This is a genomic window from Rhodanobacter sp. G1, assembly GCF_055397855.1.
Window position 1 is genome coordinate 1086209 of sequence record NZ_AP039674.1, and the last position, 16310, is coordinate 1102518.

General features: G+C 69.2%; 20 protein-coding genes. 9 read left to right on the forward strand and 11 right to left on the reverse strand.

The window, feature by feature from the left end; genetic code table 11:
• Positions 1 to 52: 52 nt before the first annotated feature.
• Complete coding sequence (locus tag ACZ5Z2_RS04815; protein ID WP_464760820.1) at positions 53 to 253, reverse strand: YbdD/YjiX family protein; 201 nt, start codon at positions 251 to 253, stop codon at positions 53 to 55.
• 4 nt (positions 254 to 257) lie between these two features.
• Positions 258 to 2333 (reverse strand): carbon starvation CstA family protein, encoded by a 2076-nt coding sequence (locus tag ACZ5Z2_RS04820; protein WP_464760821.1) that lies wholly within the window; start codon positions 2331 to 2333, stop codon positions 258 to 260.
• Between the two features lie 122 nt (positions 2334 to 2455).
• Here ACZ5Z2_RS04820 and ACZ5Z2_RS04825 point away from each other — a divergent pair, with 122 nt between their 5' ends.
• Both ACZ5Z2_RS04825 and def read left to right on the forward strand, forming a co-directional pair.
• The gene (locus tag ACZ5Z2_RS04825) at positions 2456 to 3247 is read left to right on the forward strand and encodes a DUF4197 domain-containing protein (RefSeq protein ID WP_464760822.1); all 792 of its coding nucleotides are present in this window, start codon (positions 2456 to 2458) and stop codon (positions 3245 to 3247) included.
• Positions 3248 to 3438: 191 nt separating this feature from the next.
• On the forward strand, positions 3439 to 3975 hold the full coding sequence (def, locus tag ACZ5Z2_RS04830) for a peptide deformylase (protein WP_464760823.1): 537 nt from the start codon (positions 3439 to 3441) through the stop codon (positions 3973 to 3975).
• A gap of 39 nt (positions 3976 to 4014) precedes the next feature.
• Here the strand turns inward: def and ACZ5Z2_RS04835 are convergent, their stop codons facing one another.
• A complete protein-coding gene (locus tag ACZ5Z2_RS04835) occupies positions 4015 to 4650 on the reverse strand; it encodes a hypothetical protein (protein WP_464760824.1) in 636 nt (211 codons plus the stop codon).
• Between the two features lie 101 nt (positions 4651 to 4751).
• On the opposite strand from ACZ5Z2_RS04835, the gene ACZ5Z2_RS04840 reads away from it, so the two are divergent.
• Both ACZ5Z2_RS04840 and ACZ5Z2_RS04845 read left to right on the forward strand, forming a co-directional pair.
• Positions 4752 to 5900, forward strand: coding sequence for an acyltransferase family protein (locus ACZ5Z2_RS04840; protein WP_464760825.1), 1149 nt, complete (start codon positions 4752 to 4754; stop codon positions 5898 to 5900).
• Between the two features lie 181 nt (positions 5901 to 6081).
• Positions 6082 to 6450 (forward strand): hypothetical protein, encoded by a 369-nt coding sequence (locus ACZ5Z2_RS04845; protein ID WP_464760826.1) that lies wholly within the window; start codon positions 6082 to 6084, stop codon positions 6448 to 6450.
• A 47-nt stretch (positions 6451 to 6497) separates the two neighbouring features.
• On the opposite strand, the gene ACZ5Z2_RS04850 is transcribed toward ACZ5Z2_RS04845, so the two are convergent.
• The 5 genes from ACZ5Z2_RS04850 to ACZ5Z2_RS04870 form a co-directional block, all read right to left on the reverse strand.
• Positions 6498 to 7001: a hypothetical protein gene (locus ACZ5Z2_RS04850; RefSeq protein WP_464760827.1), complete on the reverse strand. Its 504-nt coding sequence runs from the start codon at positions 6999 to 7001 to the stop codon at positions 6498 to 6500.
• Positions 7002 to 7163: 162 nt separating this feature from the next.
• Positions 7164 to 7838 (reverse strand): hypothetical protein, encoded by a 675-nt coding sequence (locus ACZ5Z2_RS04855; RefSeq protein ID WP_464760828.1) that lies wholly within the window; start codon positions 7836 to 7838, stop codon positions 7164 to 7166.
• Positions 7839 to 7877: 39 nt separating this feature from the next.
• Positions 7878 to 8954 carry a uroporphyrinogen decarboxylase gene (gene hemE / locus ACZ5Z2_RS04860; protein WP_464760829.1) on the reverse strand — a complete coding sequence of 359 codons (1077 nt, stop codon included), beginning with the start codon at positions 8952 to 8954 and terminating at the stop codon, positions 7878 to 7880.
• 4 nt (positions 8955 to 8958) lie between these two features.
• Positions 8959 to 9219, reverse strand: coding sequence for a WGR domain-containing protein (locus tag ACZ5Z2_RS04865; protein ID WP_192104990.1), 261 nt, complete (start codon positions 9217 to 9219; stop codon positions 8959 to 8961).
• 115 nt (positions 9220 to 9334) lie between these two features.
• Positions 9335 to 10000: an O-methyltransferase gene (locus ACZ5Z2_RS04870; RefSeq protein ID WP_464760830.1), complete on the reverse strand. Its 666-nt coding sequence runs from the start codon at positions 9998 to 10000 to the stop codon at positions 9335 to 9337.
• A gap of 92 nt (positions 10001 to 10092) precedes the next feature.
• Here ACZ5Z2_RS04870 and ACZ5Z2_RS04875 point away from each other — a divergent pair, with 92 nt between their 5' ends.
• On the forward strand, positions 10093 to 10761 hold the full coding sequence (locus ACZ5Z2_RS04875) for a TetR/AcrR family transcriptional regulator (RefSeq protein ID WP_464760831.1): 669 nt from the start codon (positions 10093 to 10095) through the stop codon (positions 10759 to 10761).
• 2 nt (positions 10762 to 10763) lie between these two features.
• Here ACZ5Z2_RS04875 and aroB read toward each other — a convergent pair whose 3' ends face one another.
• Together aroB and ACZ5Z2_RS04885 are read right to left on the reverse strand one after the other, a co-directional pair.
• Complete coding sequence (aroB, locus tag ACZ5Z2_RS04880; RefSeq protein ID WP_464760832.1) at positions 10764 to 11858, reverse strand: 3-dehydroquinate synthase; 1095 nt, start codon at positions 11856 to 11858, stop codon at positions 10764 to 10766.
• The gene (locus ACZ5Z2_RS04885; protein ID WP_464760833.1) at positions 11855 to 12394 is read right to left on the reverse strand and encodes a shikimate kinase; all 540 of its coding nucleotides are present in this window, start codon (positions 12392 to 12394) and stop codon (positions 11855 to 11857) included. Before ACZ5Z2_RS04885 ends, aroB begins: the two co-directional genes overlap by 4 nt.
• A gap of 27 nt (positions 12395 to 12421) precedes the next feature.
• On the opposite strand from ACZ5Z2_RS04885, the gene ACZ5Z2_RS04890 reads away from it, so the two are divergent.
• Both ACZ5Z2_RS04890 and ACZ5Z2_RS04895 read left to right on the forward strand, forming a co-directional pair.
• Positions 12422 to 13255: an NAD-dependent epimerase/dehydratase family protein gene (locus tag ACZ5Z2_RS04890; RefSeq protein ID WP_464760834.1), complete on the forward strand. Its 834-nt coding sequence runs from the start codon at positions 12422 to 12424 to the stop codon at positions 13253 to 13255.
• 212 nt (positions 13256 to 13467) lie between these two features.
• Complete coding sequence (locus ACZ5Z2_RS04895; RefSeq protein WP_464760835.1) at positions 13468 to 13812, forward strand: YbjQ family protein; 345 nt, start codon at positions 13468 to 13470, stop codon at positions 13810 to 13812.
• A 119-nt stretch (positions 13813 to 13931) separates the two neighbouring features.
• Here the strand turns inward: ACZ5Z2_RS04895 and ACZ5Z2_RS04900 are convergent, their stop codons facing one another.
• A complete protein-coding gene (locus ACZ5Z2_RS04900; protein ID WP_464760836.1) occupies positions 13932 to 14771 on the reverse strand; it encodes a kinase in 840 nt (279 codons plus the stop codon).
• A 112-nt stretch (positions 14772 to 14883) separates the two neighbouring features.
• Between ACZ5Z2_RS04900 and pdxH the strand changes: the two genes are divergently transcribed.
• The gene (gene pdxH / locus ACZ5Z2_RS04905) at positions 14884 to 15495 is read left to right on the forward strand and encodes a pyridoxamine 5'-phosphate oxidase (protein WP_464761664.1); all 612 of its coding nucleotides are present in this window, start codon (positions 14884 to 14886) and stop codon (positions 15493 to 15495) included.
• Positions 15496 to 15503: 8 nt separating this feature from the next.
• Positions 15504 to 16301 carry an ABC transporter substrate-binding protein gene (locus ACZ5Z2_RS04910; RefSeq protein ID WP_464760837.1) on the forward strand — a complete coding sequence of 266 codons (798 nt, stop codon included), beginning with the start codon at positions 15504 to 15506 and terminating at the stop codon, positions 16299 to 16301.
• Positions 16302 to 16310 lie beyond the last annotated feature (9 nt).

Sequence of the window (16310 nt, forward strand, 5' to 3'; positions counted from 1 at the left end):
CGCGAAACCCCGCCGGATCGCTCCGGCGGGGCCACGGGAGTACGCGCCCATTCTAGCAGCAGCGCCCGCCGCCGCCCTTGTAGCGGGCTTCCTGGCGCTCGCGGAAGAACTCGGCGTAGCTGGGCACCTTGCGCTCGGGATGGTGTTCGCGCAGGTGCTGCACGTAGGCCTCGTAGTCGGGCACGCCGCAGCACAGGCGGGCGGTCTGCACCGCCCGCTTCCGGAATGCCTGCAGTCGCGCGGCGAGTTTCATGGCCTCAGTGTACCGCCACGTCGGCCAGCGCCACGTAGGGTTCCTCGTGGGCGGTGGGGTGGTTGGCCTTCCAGGCCTTCGCCAGGGCGTTCAGGCAGAACAGCGTCATCGCCACCACCAGCGCCATGAACAGCCCGGTCATCACCATGTCCACGCGGTTGTTGGTGACGATCTGCTGCATCGCCGCGGCGGTCTTGGCCGGCGCCAGCAACTGCCCCCGCGCCAGCGCGGCGGCGTACTTGTCGGCGGCGGCGGTGAAGCTGATCGGCCCCGCCAGCTTCTCGTAGCCGGCGGCCAGCGTGCACACGATCAGCCAGATCGCCGGCACGCCAGGCACCCACACGAAGCGCTCGCGCTTGAGCTTCACCACCACCAGCGTGGCCAGCATCAGCGCGATCGCCGCCAGCATCTGGTTGGCGATGCCGAACAGCGGCCACAGCGTGTTGATGCCGCCCAGCGGATCGACCGCGCCCTGGTACAGGAAGTAGCCCCACAGCGCCACGCAGATCGCGGTGGCGAGCAGGTTGCCGGCCCACGACTCGGATTCCTGCAGCGGCTTGTGGATGAGGCCGGCGATCTCCTGGATCATGAAGCGGCCCACGCGCGTGCCGGCGTCCACCGTGGTGAGGATGAACAGCGCCTCGAACAGGATCGCGTAGTGGTACCAGAACGCCATCATGCCCTCGCCGGGCAGGATGTTGTGCAGCAGCTGGGCCATGCCCACCGCCAGCGTGGGCGCGCCGCCGGCGCGGCTCAAGATGCTCTGCTCGCCCACGTCCTTCGCGGTCTGCACCAGCGCGTCCGGCGTCACCACGAAGCCCCACTGGCTGATGGTCTGCGCCGCGTGCTCCACCGTGGTGCCGATGATCGCGCCCGGCGCGTTCATCGCGAAGTACACGCCCGGGTGCAGCGAGGCCGCCGCGATCATCGCCATGATCGCCACGAAGGCCTCGCACAGCATGCCGCCGTAGCCCACCATCAGCGCCTGGCCCTCGTTGGCCAGCAGCTTGGGCGTGGTGCCCGAGGCGATGATGGAATGCCAGCCCGACACCGCGCCGCAGGCGATGGTGATGAACAGGAACGGGAACAGGTTGCCGGCGAACACCGGGCCGCTGCCGTCGATGAACTTGGTCACCGCCGGCATCTGCAGCATCGGCGCGGCGAGGAAGATCGCCAGCGCCAGCAGCGCGATGGTGCCGATCTTGAGGAAGGTGCTGAGGTAGTCACGCGGCGCCAGCAGCAGCCACACCGGCAGCACCGAGGCCACGAAGCCGTAGCCGATCAGCCACCAGGCCAGCGCCTTGGCATCGAGGTCGAAGAGCGGCGCCAGCGTGGCCGAGCCGGCCACGAAGCGCCCGGCCCAGATCGACAGCAGCAACAGCGCAAGGCCGATGATCGACACCTCCAGGATGCGCCCTGGCCGGAACCAGCGCAGGTAGGCGCCCATCAGCAGCGCGATCGGGATCGTCGCCGCCACCGTGAACGTGCCCCACGGGCTGTGCGTGAGCGCCTTCACCACCACCAGCGCTAGCACCGCCAGCACGATCATCATCAGCACCAGCACGCCGATCATCGCCACCAGGCCGGGCACCGGGCCCAGTTCCTCGCGCAGCATGTGGCCCAGCGAGCGGCCGTCGCGGCGCAGCGAGAGGCCCAAGATCATGAAGTCCTGCACCGCGCCGGCGAACACCACGCCGAACAGGATCCACAGCGTGCCGGGCAGGTAGCCCATCTGCGCCGCCAGCACCGGGCCCACCAGCGGGCCGGCGCCCGCGATCGCGGCGAAGTGGTGGCCGAACACCACCCACTTGTCGGTGGGCACGTAGTCCAGGCCGTCGTTGCGCAGCACCGAAGGCGGCGCGCGCGTGGGGTCGAGCCTGAGCACGTAGTGCTCGACGAACTTGCCGTAGAAGCGGTAGCCGATGGCGAAGATGGCCAGCGCGGCGGCCACCATCCAGATCGCGTTGATCGGTTCGCCGCGGCGCAGCGCCACCACGCCCAGGCACCAGGCGCCCACGATGGCGATGGCGGCCCACAGGATCTTCGCCGCCGGGCCCGGTCTTGCGGTTGCGGTATGCATGCGCTGTCTCCAGAAGGCAGTGCCGCAAGAGTCTCGCCGGGGCGCGGGAGGGTCAATGCCGGTGGCCTTAGCCTTTGGTCGAATGCCGGTACACTGGCCGCCCGACCCGAGGAGCCCGTGCCATGCGTTCACGCCGTGGTTTGCTGCTGTCCGTCGCCTTGTGTGCCATCGCCGCGGTGCCTGCCGCCGCCGTCGCCGGCGGTCAGTTCAAGGATCTTTTGAACAAGGCGAAGCAGGCCGTGCACCCCTCCGGCTCCACGCAGGCCGGCGCCAACCTGCCCAGCAGCGACATCGCCGCCGGCCTCAAGGAGGCGCTGGCCAAGGGCACCACCAACGCGATCAACAGCCTGGGCCGCAACGGCGGCTTCTGGAACAACCCCAAGGTGCGCATCCCGCTGCCCGGCAAGCTGGAACAGGCCGCCAGTCTCGCGCGCAAGGTCGGCATGGGCGCCAAGGTCGACGCGTTCGAGCTGAGCCTCAACCGTGCCGCGGAAAAAGCCGTGCCGCAGGTGGCCGACATCTTCGGCGACGCGATCCGCAAGATGACGCTGAGCGACGCGCGCGGCATCCTGACCGGCGGCGACCACGCCGCCACCGACTACTTCCGTCGCGTGGCCGGCCCCGCGCTCACCGCGCGCATCGAGCCCATCGTGGCCAAGGCCACCGACAGCGTGGGCGTCACGCAGAAGTACAAGGCGTTCACCGCCGGCAACGGCGGCGGCGCGCTGGGCGGCGTGCTCGGCTCGCTCGGCGGCAAGCAGGGCAGCGGCAACAGCCCGCTGAACCTGGACGACTACGTCACCGGCAAGACCATCGACGGCCTGTTCACCACCATCGGCGAGCAGGAGAAATCCATCCGCGACAACCCCGCCGCGCGCACCACCGATTTGCTGAAGAAGGTGTTCGGCGGTTGAACGCGCTGCTGAACCCGCTTGCGGGTTCAGCACATAGGCACGCGGCTTCGTTGCCGTTGAGGCATGGGGCCGCGTATTCCCGTTCGCCCTGAGCCCTTCGACGGGCTCAGGTCAGGCGTAGGCGCGTAGCGCCGGAGTCGAAGGGCATCGCACCAACGACTGTCATCCAGCAGCATTCAAGGCGAAACCCGATGATCCGCGAAATCCTCAAGATGGGCGACCCTCGCCTCTTGCGCGTTGCTCCACCGGTGCCCGACGCCATGATGGGCAGCGCGGAACTCGACGCGCTGATCGCCGACATGTTCGACACCATGCACGCCGCCGGCGGCGTGGGCCTGGCCGCGCCGCAGATCGGCGTCGACCTGCAACTGGTGATCTTCGGCTTCGAGCATGCCGACCGCTATCCCGACGCGCCTGCCGTGCCGCAAACCATCCTGCTCAACCCCGTCATCACCCCGCTGTCGCAGGACATGGAGGAAGGCTGGGAAGGCTGCCTCTCCGTGCCCGGCCTGCGCGGCGCGGTGAACCGCTACAGCCTGATCCGCTACCAGGGCGTCGACCCGCACGGCGCGCCCATCGACCGCACTGCCGAGGGCTTCCATGCGCGCGTGGTGCAGCACGAGTGCGACCACCTGATCGGGCGCTTGTACCCGTCGCGCATCACCGACTTCGGCAAGTTCGGTTTCACCGAGGTGCTGTTTCCGGGGATGGAGGTGGCGGACGACTGAGGGTGTCCTGATCCTGCCCTTCGTCCCGCTGGCTGTCCTTCACGTCTCCGGTGGGTGCCTTGCGGGTTGCTTCATCGGCAGGACGGGCGGCTTGGGGGCTGGAAGAAATGTCGAGCCGGCAAACACCCTGACGCTGGAAACGCAGCTGCCCGCATTGAGCTGGGTTTCCGGTATGGGCGCCGGTTGCACGGGAATTTCGACGGACAGATTCGCCTTTGCGTAATTCCGCGCGAACATCACTGCCGAAGCGTAGGGATTGGGATCGGGTGGAGGGGTGTCTTTCAAGCCGTAGCGGGCGATGACCATCTCGGCGTTGAGGCACGCCTTTTTGTCCAGGAAAATCTCCAGACGCAGAATGGCCTTCGATTTCCCCAGCGTCTCGGTTGAGATCTTTTCGATGCCCGGAGTGCCGTTCGACTGGCCTTCGAAAGTGCGGAATTCGACGATATCCGACGTTTGCCTAGCGTATTGCCAGTGTCCGACAGGCACGCCCTTGCCGGTCGCATGGAAGATACGGGGGATGCCGCGGATCGTCATCGTCTGGCCGGAACGGAGGGACTGGTCGAGCCGATCCAGCGCGCGAAGGATGCCCTGGTTGTCGCTTGCATGGCTGACCGAAGACACGGCAAGCGCGCTTCCGAGCGCGAGCAGGAAAGTGTGGCCGCCTCGGATCATGTGCATTCCCTCTGGTTTCCAATGCGAGAAAGAATACCCTTTGCTTGCTCGTTGTCTCCGGTGCCGCCACCATCGCGGCTCGGCACGACGGGGCGGGGCGCATGCGCGATACGGTTCTTTCCACGGCAACGGGGCGCGCGGTTGCGCGCAATCCCGGCATCGACCTGCTGCGCGGGCTGGCCATCGTGCTGGTGGTGTTCAACCACCTCGGCCTGCGCATGCCGCTGGAGAAAAGCGCGCTGGCCGCGGTGCTGCCCGCGTGGCTGCTGAACCGGCTGAACTGGAACGGCTACGAGGCCGTGTACGTGTTCTTCGTGATCTCCGGTTTCCTGATCGCGGGCAACGCGCTGCGCCGCTGGGGCAGCCTCGCGGCGATCGATGCGCGCGCTTTCTACGCGCGGCGTTTTGCGCGCATCGCGCCCTGCCTGCTGGCCTTGCTAGCGGTGCTGAGCGCGCTGCACCTGCTCGGCGCGCAGGACTACGTGATCCATCGCGCCGGCCAGTCGTTGCCAGGTGCGCTGCTGGCGGCGCTGGGCCTGCATCTCAACTGGTACGAAGGGCGCACCGGCTACCTGCCTGGCTCGTGGGACGTGCTGTGGTCGCTGTCGATCGAGGAGGCGTTCTACCTCGGTTTTCCGCTGGCCTGCCTGCTGCTGCGGCGTCGCGCCTTGCTGGTGCCGCCGCTGGTGCTGCTCGCCTTGTCGCTGCCGTGGGCGCGCGCCGCGCTGCACGGCAACGAGATCTGGCTGGAGAAGGCCTATCTGCCGGGCATGGCGGCGATCGCCACCGGCGTGCTCGGCGCCTTGCTGGCCGACGCCTGCCAGCCGCCGCAGCGCACGGTGGCGATGCTGGGCTGGCTGGGCGCGTTGGGCCTGGGTGCGGTGCTGCTCGATGGCTGGGCGATGTGGCACTGGCTGCGCGACGGCTACATGCTGGTGCTCACGGGCTCCACGCTGTGCCTGCTGCTGTGCTTCCGGTGGCGAGCCGGGGAAGGCGCCGCATCGCCGCTGCGCGGTTTCGGCTGGCTGCGTTCGTGGGGTCGGATGAGCTACGAGATCTACCTCACCCACATGTTCGTGGTGTTCGCCGTGCTGCGTGCGTACCGTGCATGGGATGGCGACCTTGCGCATGGCTGGCTGTGGTACCTGCCGGCGCTCTGCCTGTGCTGGCTGCTCGGGTCGGGCGTGGAGCGCTGGCTCTCGGTGCCGTGCGAGCGCTGGTTGCGCACGCGTCTGTCGGGCGTCGGCTGATGGCCTGATGGGTCGGGCTGGTACTCAAGCGCTGCGGGCTTGTTGCCGATAAGGCAACCATGTTCTCACCCGGATTCAACTTTCGTGCGGCTACCTTCGCAGATGTTTGCGAAGGCGCCTGCATGTGTGCGTGCGTCAAAAATCCCGCATGCCCCGTGCCGGGGCAAGGTTTTTCGTTGGCATGAGCCGGGACAAGAAGTCGCCGTATGGCAACAGCGTGGATTGGAACAACGCGGATCTCAAGGCGTTGCTCGACAAGACCGAGGGTTGGGGGCTGGACAACCGCGGCGTGTACTCGCCCGTGGCCTGCGAGCTGCACATCGGCTGGGGCGCCAGCACCGGCCGCAGCGCCACCTTGGTCTACGAGCGCGAAGGGGTGATGGTGGTCGAGACGACTTTCATCATCCCCCAGGGCGAACACGTGCGCGTGGATCGCCTCCAGTACGGCACGCCGCGTTCGACCTGGGGCACAGTGATCGAAGGGCGCGAGGGTTTCCGCGCCGAGGATCGCGCCAACGGCATCTACGTGTATTGGCTGCACGTGCGCTGAGTTGCACGACGTACAGCCGGTGTCGCGCACGGGCGATGCTCGCGGGGTCAGCCGCTACCCAGACCGAAGTTCCACACAGCCTGAAAAGCCAGCATTGCAACGGCAATGATTGCCAGTCCTCCGCGTGCGGGGCGGCGCAGGTCGGGCGAACGGGCGTACAGCGTCATGCCGATGGCGATGGTGCCGGCTTCGAACAGGAAATCCGCCCATGGCGTTGCGTAAAGATGCAGGCCAATCACAGGGCCATGCCGCCACAGTGGCAACCGGCTGGTGAGGTAGTCGACTGCCACGTGCGATAGCACCAGCAGGCCAGCACCCAGAGCCAGGTCGGCGCGACGAAAGACCAGGGCCGTGACGGCCGCAACCACGATGGCCGCTGCGCAGACGCCGGGTATGGTGTGGGTGTCGGATCCGATGCCAAGTGCGGGAACCAGGTTGCCGAGCACGTCGTGCAGATCGGGTTCGATGGAGGCGAACAGCAGCCATGCCATGGGCAGCGGCCGCAGCCAGCGGCGTGCGCCCAGCGCGATGGCGAAGTGGCCCATGTACATCAGCGCGCCCGCCGGGTGAGATGGCGATGGATCAGGCAGATGACGGCGCCGGGAACGACGAAGCCCAGCAGCATCAACCAGTCGAAATACCTCATGCTTCCTTTCCTTGATGACAGGGACAGGTGTCCGGCCAATGAGCCGTCGGCACCTGTCTTGCCGGCTTCAACGGGTGGCATGCATGCGCTGGACGCGCACCACGCTGCCGCTATCGTAGGTCACCACATAGGTGGATCCCTCGTGCGTTTCCTGCGCGACCCGTACCGGATCGCTGCGCTCGGCCCTTTGCAGCGCCTGCCGGTGGAACGCCACGAGATCGCCGGTAGGAATCAGCGTCAGCGGCGGGCTGATTTGCTGGAAGCTGGTGAAGTGGCTGCCGCACTTGGTGGTTTCGTTGCTGAACATGAGCCAGCCCTGGCCGCAGCTCTGGCCCGACACTTCCGGAAGGCGCTTGAGCCAGATGAAGTACTTGTTCTCGTGCGTGATCCGCACGCGGTTGTAGCGCGCATCCTCGCCGCCGATGTTGTCCGCGCTCCAGAAGCGCACGATGCTGGCCTCGTGGCAGTCGGCGGACGCGCACTCCTGCAGCACGAGGTATTCGTCGTCCTGCAGCGACATCGGTTCGATGCTGAGGATGTCGCCCTTCACCAGCGCCTGCGCGGGAAACACCACCGACGGCATGCGCGGATCGACCTTGAAGTCGCCGGAGATCAGATAGCCGCCATGCTGCGACGAGTAGGGCGGTGCGGTGACCTTCACCGCAGGGAGATCGGTTTGCGCCAAGGCCGCGAAGCTCGCCAGCACGCACCAGCCGGACAGCAGGATGGCCAAGGGCTTCATAACACTCCTGTGATGCGTCATGGTCGACCGGTTCGACGGTCAGGACGGCTCCCTGCGCAGCATACGCCCGTAGGCATGCACCTCGTCCACCAGCACGCGCACGTGCTCGGGGTCGACCTCCGGCGTGATGCCGTGGCCCAGGTTGAACACGTGCCCGGGGTGGTTGCCGTAGCTGTCCAGCACGGCGCGCGCCTCGCGGCGGATCACTTCGGGGCTGGCGCGCAGGATCGCCGGATCGAGGTTGCCCTGCAGCGCCACCTTGCCGGCCACCGCGCGGCGGGCGTCGGCGAGATCGATCGTCCAGTCCACGCCCAGCGCGGCGCAGCCGGAGTCGGCCATCGCGGCGAGCTGGGCGTTGGCGCCCTTGGAGAACAGGATCACCGGCAGCTCGCGCGCGTGCGCGTCGTTCTTCAGCTCGGCGACGATCCGCGCCATGTAGCGCAGCGAGAACTCGCGGAACGGCGCGGGGCCGAGCAGGCCGCCCCAGGTGTCGAAGACCATCAGCGCCTGCGCGCCGGCCGTGGCCTGCGCGGCGAGATACGCGGCCACGCTGCGCGCCAGCACGTCGAGCAACTGGTGGGCGAGCGCGGGCTCGTTCCAGCACATCGCCTTCAGCGTGGCGAAGTCGCGCGAGCCGCTGCCTTCCACCATGTAGCACGCCAGCGTCCACGGGCTGCCGGCGAAACCGATCAGCGGCACGCGGCCGTCGAGTTCCTTGCGGATCAGCCGCACCGCGTCCATCACGTAGCGCAGCTCGCCGTCCATGTCGGGCACGGCCAGCCGCGCGACGTCGGCGGCGCTACGCACCGGGCGCGCGAACTGCGGGCCTTCGCCCTGCGCGAAGGAAAGCCCCAGGCCCATCGCGTCGGGGATGGTGAGGATGTCGGAGAACAGGATCGCCGCGTCGAGCTCGAAGCGCGCCAGCGGCTGCAGCGTCACCTCGCAGGCGAACTCGGGGTTCTGCGCCAGCCCCATGAAGCTGCCGGCGCGCGCGCGCGTGGCGCGGTACTCGGGCAGGTAGCGGCCGGCCTGGCGCATCACCCAGATCGGCGTGGTGTCCACCGGTTCGCGGCGCAGCGCGCGCAGGAAACGGTCGTTCTTCAGCGGTGCGTTCATCGGGTCAGCGGCCGTAGGGGCCGTCGAGGCCCTGGCTGAACATCAGGCGGAAACCGCGCTTGAGCTGGGCGTCGCGCGCCTTCTCGAACGCGGCAATGGCCTCGTCGCGTTCGAGGAATTGTTCGCGCTTGAGCGTGGCCTTGCCGCCCTGCTGGCCCGTTTCGCGGTACAGCGTCCAGCCGCCGAGCAGATCCTGCTCCAGCACGATCTGGACGTAGCGTGGCGGCTCGGCGCTGCCGGGCAGGTTTTGCAGGTAGAGGCGCATGGGGCAGGGCGTTGGGCGTGAGCCGGAGCGCAGAGTTTATTGGCAACGCCTCCGCTTTGCAGGGGAGATGCGCGCGACGGACGGATTCCGTGCATCGCGCGCTCCCAGCGCCCATTCAGCCCAGCCGCATGGACAGCTCCACGTCGTCGGCGAACGGCACGGACAGGTAGCCGGAACCCGGCGCGCGCACCAGGGCGAGGTACTCAGGGCTGTAGTCCGCGTTGTCGGCGACCACGAAGGCGCCCGGGCGCAGGCGGCTTTGCACCAGCGCGAGGATCTCCGGGTACAGCGCCTTGGCGCCGTCGAGCAGCAGCAGATCGATGGCGTCGGGGAGGCCGGTGGCCAGCGTCTGCAGCGCGTCGCCTTCGCGCAGTTCCACCAGGTCGGCGAGGCCGCTGGCCGCGAGGTTGTCCCGGGCACGCGCCAGCTTGGAGGGCTCGAACTCGCTGCCGATCACGCGCCCGCCGCCGTTGTCGCGCAGGGCCGCAGCGAGGTGCAGGGTGGAAATGCCGATGGATGTGCCGAACTCGACGATGGATCGCGCTCGGCAGCCGCGCGCCAGCATGTAGAGCAGGCTGCCGGTTTCGCGCGAGACGGAAAGCGGCAGATCCTTCAGCTGGCCGTAGAAGGCGAGGTAGTCGGTCTTGCTGCGCATCAGGCGCTCGCGTTCGTCGCGGGACAGCGCGGCAAGGGCAGGGTTCGTCGCGGGTGACATGGCGGCGTCCTCGTCGAACAGGCGGTCGAGCAAGGGCGCAAGCGGGGCTGTGGCAAGCGTATTCATGCGGTTCTCCGGTGTCTGGGTGCGCCGGTTGCGGCGTGGGACTAGAATGCGATCAATCCATCGCATTCGCCATTCGCATTCCCGGAGCGCCCGTGAACGACCGCAGGAAACCGCGCATTTCCCAGCGAAAACAGCCCCAGCAGGCACGCTCGACCGAACTGGTCGCCGTGATTCTCGAGGCGGCGGTTCAGGTTTTGGCGAAGGAGGGCGCGCCGCGCTTCACCACGGCGCGGGTGGCCGAGCGCGCGGGCGTCAGCATCGGCTCGCTGTACCAGTATTTCCCGAACAAGGCGGCGATCCTGTTCCGCCTGCAGAGCGACGAGTGGCGGCACACCGCCGGCATGTTGCGCGACATCCTCGAAGACACCGGCAGGCTGCCCCTTGAACGGCTGCGCACCCTGGTGCATGCCTTCGTCCGCTCGGAGTGCGAGGAGGCTGCGATACGCGTGGCGCTCGGCGATGCGGCGCCGCTCTACCGCGACGCGCCGGAGGCCCGCGCGGCGCGCGCGTCGGGCGAGCGCGCCATGCGGGCCTTCATGCGCGAGGTCTTGCCGGATGCGACGGCATCCGTCCGTTCGAGGGCGGGCGAACTGATTGCCACCACGCTCGGCACGGTGGGCAAGCGCTTTTCGGAGCGGCCGCGAACGCCGGCGGAGATCAAGACCTATGCCGGCGCGATGGCCGACATGTTCTGCGCCTACCTCGAAAGTCTCGCCGGCGTTCCAGGCAGACGGCGCAAGCGGGGCGCGCCGTCGGCGTGACGCTACGCGCGGGCTTGCGCCAGCACCGCGAGCACGTCGGCCTCGTCCACGCCCGCCACGATCTCCGCCTTGCCGACGCCGCGCCACAGGATCAACCGCAGCGTGCCGGCGGTGTTCTTCTTGTCCAGCCGCATCAGCGCGAGCAGTTGCTCCGGGTCGAAGCCCATGGGCACGGCGGTGGGCAGGCCGATGGCGTCCAGCAGGCGGTGCAGGCTCGCGGTGTCGGCGGCGTTGCCCATGCCCAGCCGCTCGGACAGGCGCGCGGCCAGCAGCATGCCGATGGCGACGCCCTCGCCGTGCAGCAGCGTGGTGTAGCGGCCGGCGGTTTCCAGCGCGTGGCCGAAGGTGTGGCCGAGGTTGAGCAGGGCGCGTTCGCCCTGTTCGGTTTCGTCGCGTGCCACCACGCCGGCCTTGTAGCGCAGCTTGCGCGCGATGGCTTCGACCACGGCATCGTCGTCGCGCGCGGCCAGCGCGTCGGCATGCGCTTCCAGCCACGCGAAGAACGGCTCGTCGCCGATCGCCGCGCCCTTGATCACTTCGGCGAGGCCGGCGCGGTATTCGCGGTCGGGCAGGGTGGCCAGCGTGTCGATGTCGGCCACCACCGCGCGCGGCTGGTGGAAGGCGCCGACCAGGTTCTTGCCGGCGGGCAGGTTAACGCCGGTCTTGCCGCCGACGGAGGAGTCCACCATCGCCAGCAGGGTGGTGGGCATCTGGATGAAGTCGATGCCGCGCATCCAGCACGCCGCGCTGAAGCCGGCGAGGTCGCCCACCACACCGCCGCCCAGCGCGATCACGCAGGCGTCGCGGGTGGCGCCGAGTTCGGCCAGCGCGGCCAGCGCGCGTTCCACGTTGGCGAAGCTCTTGTGCGCCTCGCCGTCCTCGATCAGGAAGCTGGCCCACTTCAGGCCATCGAGGCCGCGCGCCACGCGATCCAGGTAGAGCGGCGCCACCGTGGTGTTGCTGACCACCAGCGCGTGGCGGCCGCGCAGGCGCTCGCGCCAGCGCGCGGCGTCGGCCAGCAGTCCGCGGCCGATCCAGACCGGATAGCTGCGTTCGCCGAGGGTGACGTCGAGGGTGGTGAGGGTGTTGTGGTTCATGCGATGGAGGTTTGGCGCTGCCAGTGTTGGTCGATCAATGCGATGGCCTGCGCCTTGATGGCGGCGATGCCGTGGATGGCGGGCAGGGCGAGATCGGCGAGTTCGCGGTACAGCGGTTCGCGGATCGCCGCCATCGCCTCCAGCCGCGCGCGGCGATCCTCGCCGGCCAGCAGCGGGCGCCTGGTGTCGTGCGCCAGCCGCTCCAGTTGCTGTTCGATGGTGGCCTGCAGCCACAGCACGTAGCCGCGCTCGGCCAGCAGCGCGCGGTTGTGCGCGGCCAGCACCACGCCGGCACCGGTGGCGACCAGCATGCCGTCGCCCGCGCTGAATTCTTCCAGCAGCGCGCTCTCGCGCTGGCGGAAGCCGGCCTCGCCCTCGATCGCGAACACGGTGTTCACGTCGGTGCCCGTGCGGCGTTCGATCTCGCGGTCGAGGTCGACGAAGCGCAGGCCATAATGCGCGGCGAGGCGCCGGCCGGCCGAGGTCTTGCCGGCGCCGGTCGGGCCAATCAGGAACAGGTTGCGCGACGGATTCATTCCTTCACTTTAGCAGCAGGCGTTTGGATGGCTGAACGGATTTTGCTCGCGGGTTGCGGCGACGTGGGATTGCGGGTGGCGGCGCGCCTGCTGGCGCAGGGCGACGAAGTGTGGGCGCTGCGCCGCAGCCCGCCGCGCGAAAGCGTGCCCGGCCTGCGCTGGCTGGGCGCCGACCTCATGGCGCCGCACGCGCCGGGAAGCCTGCCCGCCGGCATCGCCCGCGTGGTCTACCTGCCCGCGCCCGATGCGCGCGACAAGGCGGCGTATCGCGCGCTGTTCGTGGACGGCCTGCGCCACCTGCTGGAGGCGCTGGATGCGCGTGCGCTGAAGCAGGTGCTGTTGGTGTCTTCCAGCGCGGTGTACGGCGAGCACGACGGCGACTGGGTGGACGAGGACACGCCGCCCGCGCCCATGGGCTTCAACGGCACGCTGCTGCTGGAGGCGGAGCAGTGGCTGGCCGCGCAGGCCGTGCCGTCCACTGTGCTGCGCCTTGCCGGCCTGTACGGGCCGGGCCGCATGCAACTGCTCGAACGTGTGCGCAGCGGCGCGCAGCGCGTGCCGCGCGAGGTGCCGCACTGGGCCAACCGCATCCACGTCGACGATGCGGCGGCGGCCATCGCGCACCTGCTGCGCCTGCCCGCGCCGCTGCCGCTGTACCTGGGCGTGGACGACACGCCGCTGCCGCTGGACGAGGTGTGCGACTTCCTCGCCCAACTGCTCGACGCGCCGCCGCCGCGCGAGGGCCCGGCGCCGGTCGGAGTGGGCAGCAAGCGCCTGCGCAATGCGCGCCTGCGGGCGAGCGGCTGGGCGCCCGCATGGCCGGATGCACGCGACGGCTACGCGGCCTTGCTGGATACTTGAGCGGGGATGCCTGCACCCTCCATCGTTCGTCCTGAGCGTAGGCCTGCAGGGCCGACGCGGAGAGCGGCCATGGATGGCCGCGTTCTGAGGAGCGAGGAAGTCGAAGAACTTCGGAGCGCTGGCGCTTCGACTCCGCTTGCTTGCGCAAGCTACGCTCAGCGCGAACGGTGTGGTGTGGCGCCCCCGTCGATCATTCCATCAGGAGAACACGCATGGCCAACCTACCGATCCCCCACGGCATGGTCACCACCGGCAACGACCTGCACGGTTACCGCGTCACGCGCTCGCTGGGCATCGTGCGCGGCATCACGGTGCGTTCGCGCAGCGTGGTGGGCAACATCGGCGCCGCGCTGCAGACCCTGGTGGGCGGCAACATCACGATCTACACGGAGCTGTGCGAGAAGGCGCGCGAGGAGGCCTTCGAGCTGATGCTGCAGCACGCCGCCGCGATGGGCGCGAACGCGGTGGTGGCGATGCGCTACGACGCCAACGACGTGGCCGAAGGCGTCACCGAGGTGCTGTCCTACGGCACGGCGGTGCAGGTGGAGCCCGCGTAGCGGGCTCCGGGAAAGTGCAGGAAGCACTCTCCCGGCATTAGGCAAGGCGGTTGCTGTATTTCGAGCCCGCCGAACCCTCACCCCCAACCCCTCTCCCGGAGGGAGAGGGGAGCAAGGCGTCAGGCGTGCGTGAGCCCGGTCATGTGCCGCTCGTCGTCGTACTCCACGCAGCTGTCGGCCAGCGCGGGCAGGGTGGCCAGCGCGTGGCGGCTGAGCCGCTCGAAGTGCTGCAGGAAGCGCGTCATGGAGGCCGCGTCCATCGCCAGCGGCGCGCGCCGCGCCAGCAGCTCCTGCTCGGTTTCGCCGCGCCAGCGGCGCACCACGTCCCAGCTTGGCGCCTGCAGCACGATCAGCGCGTCGAACTTGCGCCACAGCGGCTGGTAGCCGCGCAGCTGCTTGTTGACCCAGTGGCGCCAACTGCCGTCGGCGTCTTCCTCGCGCTCCAACTGGTTGACGGGTTCCTCCAGCGCGGCCTGCACCTGCGGCCGGATGCCCAGCGCCCAGCCTTCCACGATCACCAGTCTGGGCGGACGGGTGACGCGCGGCCAGCGCGAGGGCGGCATGCGCGTGTCGCGGCCCTTGTCGAAGCGCGGCCAGGACACCGGCAGCTTCTCCGAGGCCTGCGGCAGCGCGGCCAGCACGGAGAGCAGCAGCTCGATCTCGTGGGTGCCCGGCACGCCGCGGGTGCGCAGCAGCGGATGGATCTCCTGGGCCATCAGCTCGCGGTCGCCGCGCGAGTAGTAGAAGTCGTCCAGCGACAGCACCTCGGTGGGCCAGTCGCGTGTCTCGGCCTGTGCCTTCATCTCGCGCGCCAGCGTGCTCTTGCCGCTGCCCTGCAGGCCGGACAGGCCGAGGATGTAGGGTCGCCGCGAGCGGGCGATGCGCCCGGCGTACTGATCCAGCAGGTGGCCGGCCAGCGAGGCGTTCGGCGCGGGCGGATGCGGCTTGGCCGCACTCACCGGCGCGCACCGGCTTCGGGCGGGCGCAGCCGGCCGTGGGCCCGGGCGGGGTGGGGGATTGCGTTAAGATATGTCTGTTTCATCCGCGTCATGATGGCGCGAGCGCGCCACGATTCAAGGGAAAAGTTTCGAAGCCATGCTGAGCCCCGAGATTCTGCAGACTTTCAGGCAGTTGCTGGACGAGGCCAAGGCCTCCGGCGACCCGGAACCCACGGCGATGAACCTGGCCAGCGCGGACGCCGACGGCCGCGTGGCCTCGCGCATCGTGCTGCTCAAGGGCGTGGACGAGCGCGGTTTCCGCTTCCACACCAACTACGACAGCGACAAGGGCAGCCAGCTGGCGGCGCATCCGCAGGTGGCGCTGTGCTTCCACTGGAAGCAGTTGCGCCATGGCGTGCAGGTGCGCGTGGAGGGCGTGGCGCGCAAGCTGCAGCCGGAGGAATCAGACGCCTACTTCGCCACCCGCCCGCGCGGCAGCCAGATCGGCGCCTGGGCCTCGCTGCAGTCGCAGAACCTGCCCGACCGCCACAGCTTCGACGAACGCGTGGCGCGCTACGAGCGCGAGTTCGAGGGCCGTGACGTGCCGCGCCCGCCGCACTGGGGCGGCTACCTGGTCGAGCCGGACGTGGTGGAGTTCTGGTACGGCGCCGAGTTCCGCCTGCACGAGCGCGTGCGCTGGAGCCGGCACGGCCAGACCTGGACGAACCGTCTCCTGTATCCCTGAGCACGGGCGTGGCCGACCCGTTCCCGCAGCGCATCGTCTGCCTCACCGAGGAGCCGACCGAAGTCCTCTACGCACTGGGCGAGGAGCGGCGCATCGTCGGCATCTCCGGCTTTACCGTGCGTCCGCCGCGGGCGCGCAGGGAGAAGCCGAAAGTCTCCGCGTTCACCAGCGCGAAGATCGGCGAGATCCTGAAGCTGGAGCCTGACCTGGCGATCGGCTTTTCCGACATCCAGGCCGACATCGCCCGCGAACTGGTGAAGGCCGGCGTCGAGGTGTGGATCAGCAACCACCGCAGCGTGGACGGCATCCTCGCCTACATCCGCCGCCTCGGCGCGATGGTGGGCGCGCACGACAAGGCCGAGGCCTACGCGCAACGCGCGGAGCGGCACGTCGCGGCGATCCGCGCGGCGGCGGCGCAGTTGCCGCGCCGGCCCAGGGTGTACTTCGAGGAATGGGACGAGCCCATCATCACCGGCATCCGCTGGGTGGCCGAGCTGGTGCAGATCGCCGGCGGCGAGGACTGTTTCCCCGAGCTGGCGCGCGAGCCGCTGGCCAAGCAGCGCATCCTCGCGAACGGCGACGAAGTGGTGCGGCGCGCGCCGGACATCATCCTCGGCTCGTGGTGCGGCAAGCGCTTCCGGCCGGAGAAGGTGGCGGCGCGGCCGGGCTGGGACGCGATCCCCGCGGTGCGCGACGGCGAGCTGCATGAGATCAAGTCGCCGATCATTTTGCAGCCGGGGCCGGCGGCGCTGTTCGACGGGCTGGAGGCGATCCACGCGGTGATCGCCGCCTGGGCGCGGCGCTGAGGCGTCCGG

Excerpts from the sequence above, each read along its gene's own strand:
- ACZ5Z2_RS04870 (WP_464760830.1), bottom strand. The coding sequence starts at position 10,000 with ATGAATACGCTTGCCACAGCCCCGCTTGCGCCCTTGCTCGACCGCCTG.
- hemE (WP_464760829.1), bottom strand. The coding sequence starts at position 8,954 with ATGAACGCACCGCTGAAGAACGACCGTTTCCTGCGCGCGCTGCGCCGC.
- ACZ5Z2_RS04855 (WP_464760828.1), bottom strand. The coding sequence starts at position 7,838 with ATGAAGCCCTTGGCCATCCTGCTGTCCGGCTGGTGCGTGCTGGCGAGC.
- ACZ5Z2_RS04885 (WP_464760833.1), bottom strand. The coding sequence starts at position 12,394 with ATGAATCCGTCGCGCAACCTGTTCCTGATTGGCCCGACCGGCGCCGGC.
- ACZ5Z2_RS04850 (WP_464760827.1), bottom strand. The coding sequence starts at position 7,001 with ATGTACATGGGCCACTTCGCCATCGCGCTGGGCGCACGCCGCTGGCTG.
- ACZ5Z2_RS04820 (WP_464760821.1), bottom strand. The coding sequence starts at position 2,333 with ATGCATACCGCAACCGCAAGACCGGGCCCGGCGGCGAAGATCCTGTGG.
- aroB (WP_464760832.1), bottom strand. The coding sequence starts at position 11,858 with ATGAACCACAACACCCTCACCACCCTCGACGTCACCCTCGGCGAACGC.
- ACZ5Z2_RS04890 (WP_464760834.1), top strand. The coding sequence starts at position 12,422 with ATGGCTGAACGGATTTTGCTCGCGGGTTGCGGCGACGTGGGATTGCGG.
- def (WP_464760823.1), top strand. The coding sequence starts at position 3,439 with ATGATCCGCGAAATCCTCAAGATGGGCGACCCTCGCCTCTTGCGCGTT.
- ACZ5Z2_RS04815 (WP_464760820.1), bottom strand. The coding sequence starts at position 253 with ATGAAACTCGCCGCGCGACTGCAGGCATTCCGGAAGCGGGCGGTGCAG.
- ACZ5Z2_RS04865 (WP_192104990.1), bottom strand. The coding sequence starts at position 9,219 with ATGCGCCTCTACCTGCAAAACCTGCCCGGCAGCGCCGAGCCGCCACGC.
- ACZ5Z2_RS04840 (WP_464760825.1), top strand. The coding sequence starts at position 4,752 with ATGCGCGATACGGTTCTTTCCACGGCAACGGGGCGCGCGGTTGCGCGC.
- ACZ5Z2_RS04835 (WP_464760824.1), bottom strand. The coding sequence starts at position 4,650 with ATGATCCGAGGCGGCCACACTTTCCTGCTCGCGCTCGGAAGCGCGCTT.
- ACZ5Z2_RS04845 (WP_464760826.1), top strand. The coding sequence starts at position 6,082 with ATGAGCCGGGACAAGAAGTCGCCGTATGGCAACAGCGTGGATTGGAAC.
- ACZ5Z2_RS04825 (WP_464760822.1), top strand. The coding sequence starts at position 2,456 with ATGCGTTCACGCCGTGGTTTGCTGCTGTCCGTCGCCTTGTGTGCCATC.
- ACZ5Z2_RS04895 (WP_464760835.1), top strand. The coding sequence starts at position 13,468 with ATGGCCAACCTACCGATCCCCCACGGCATGGTCACCACCGGCAACGAC.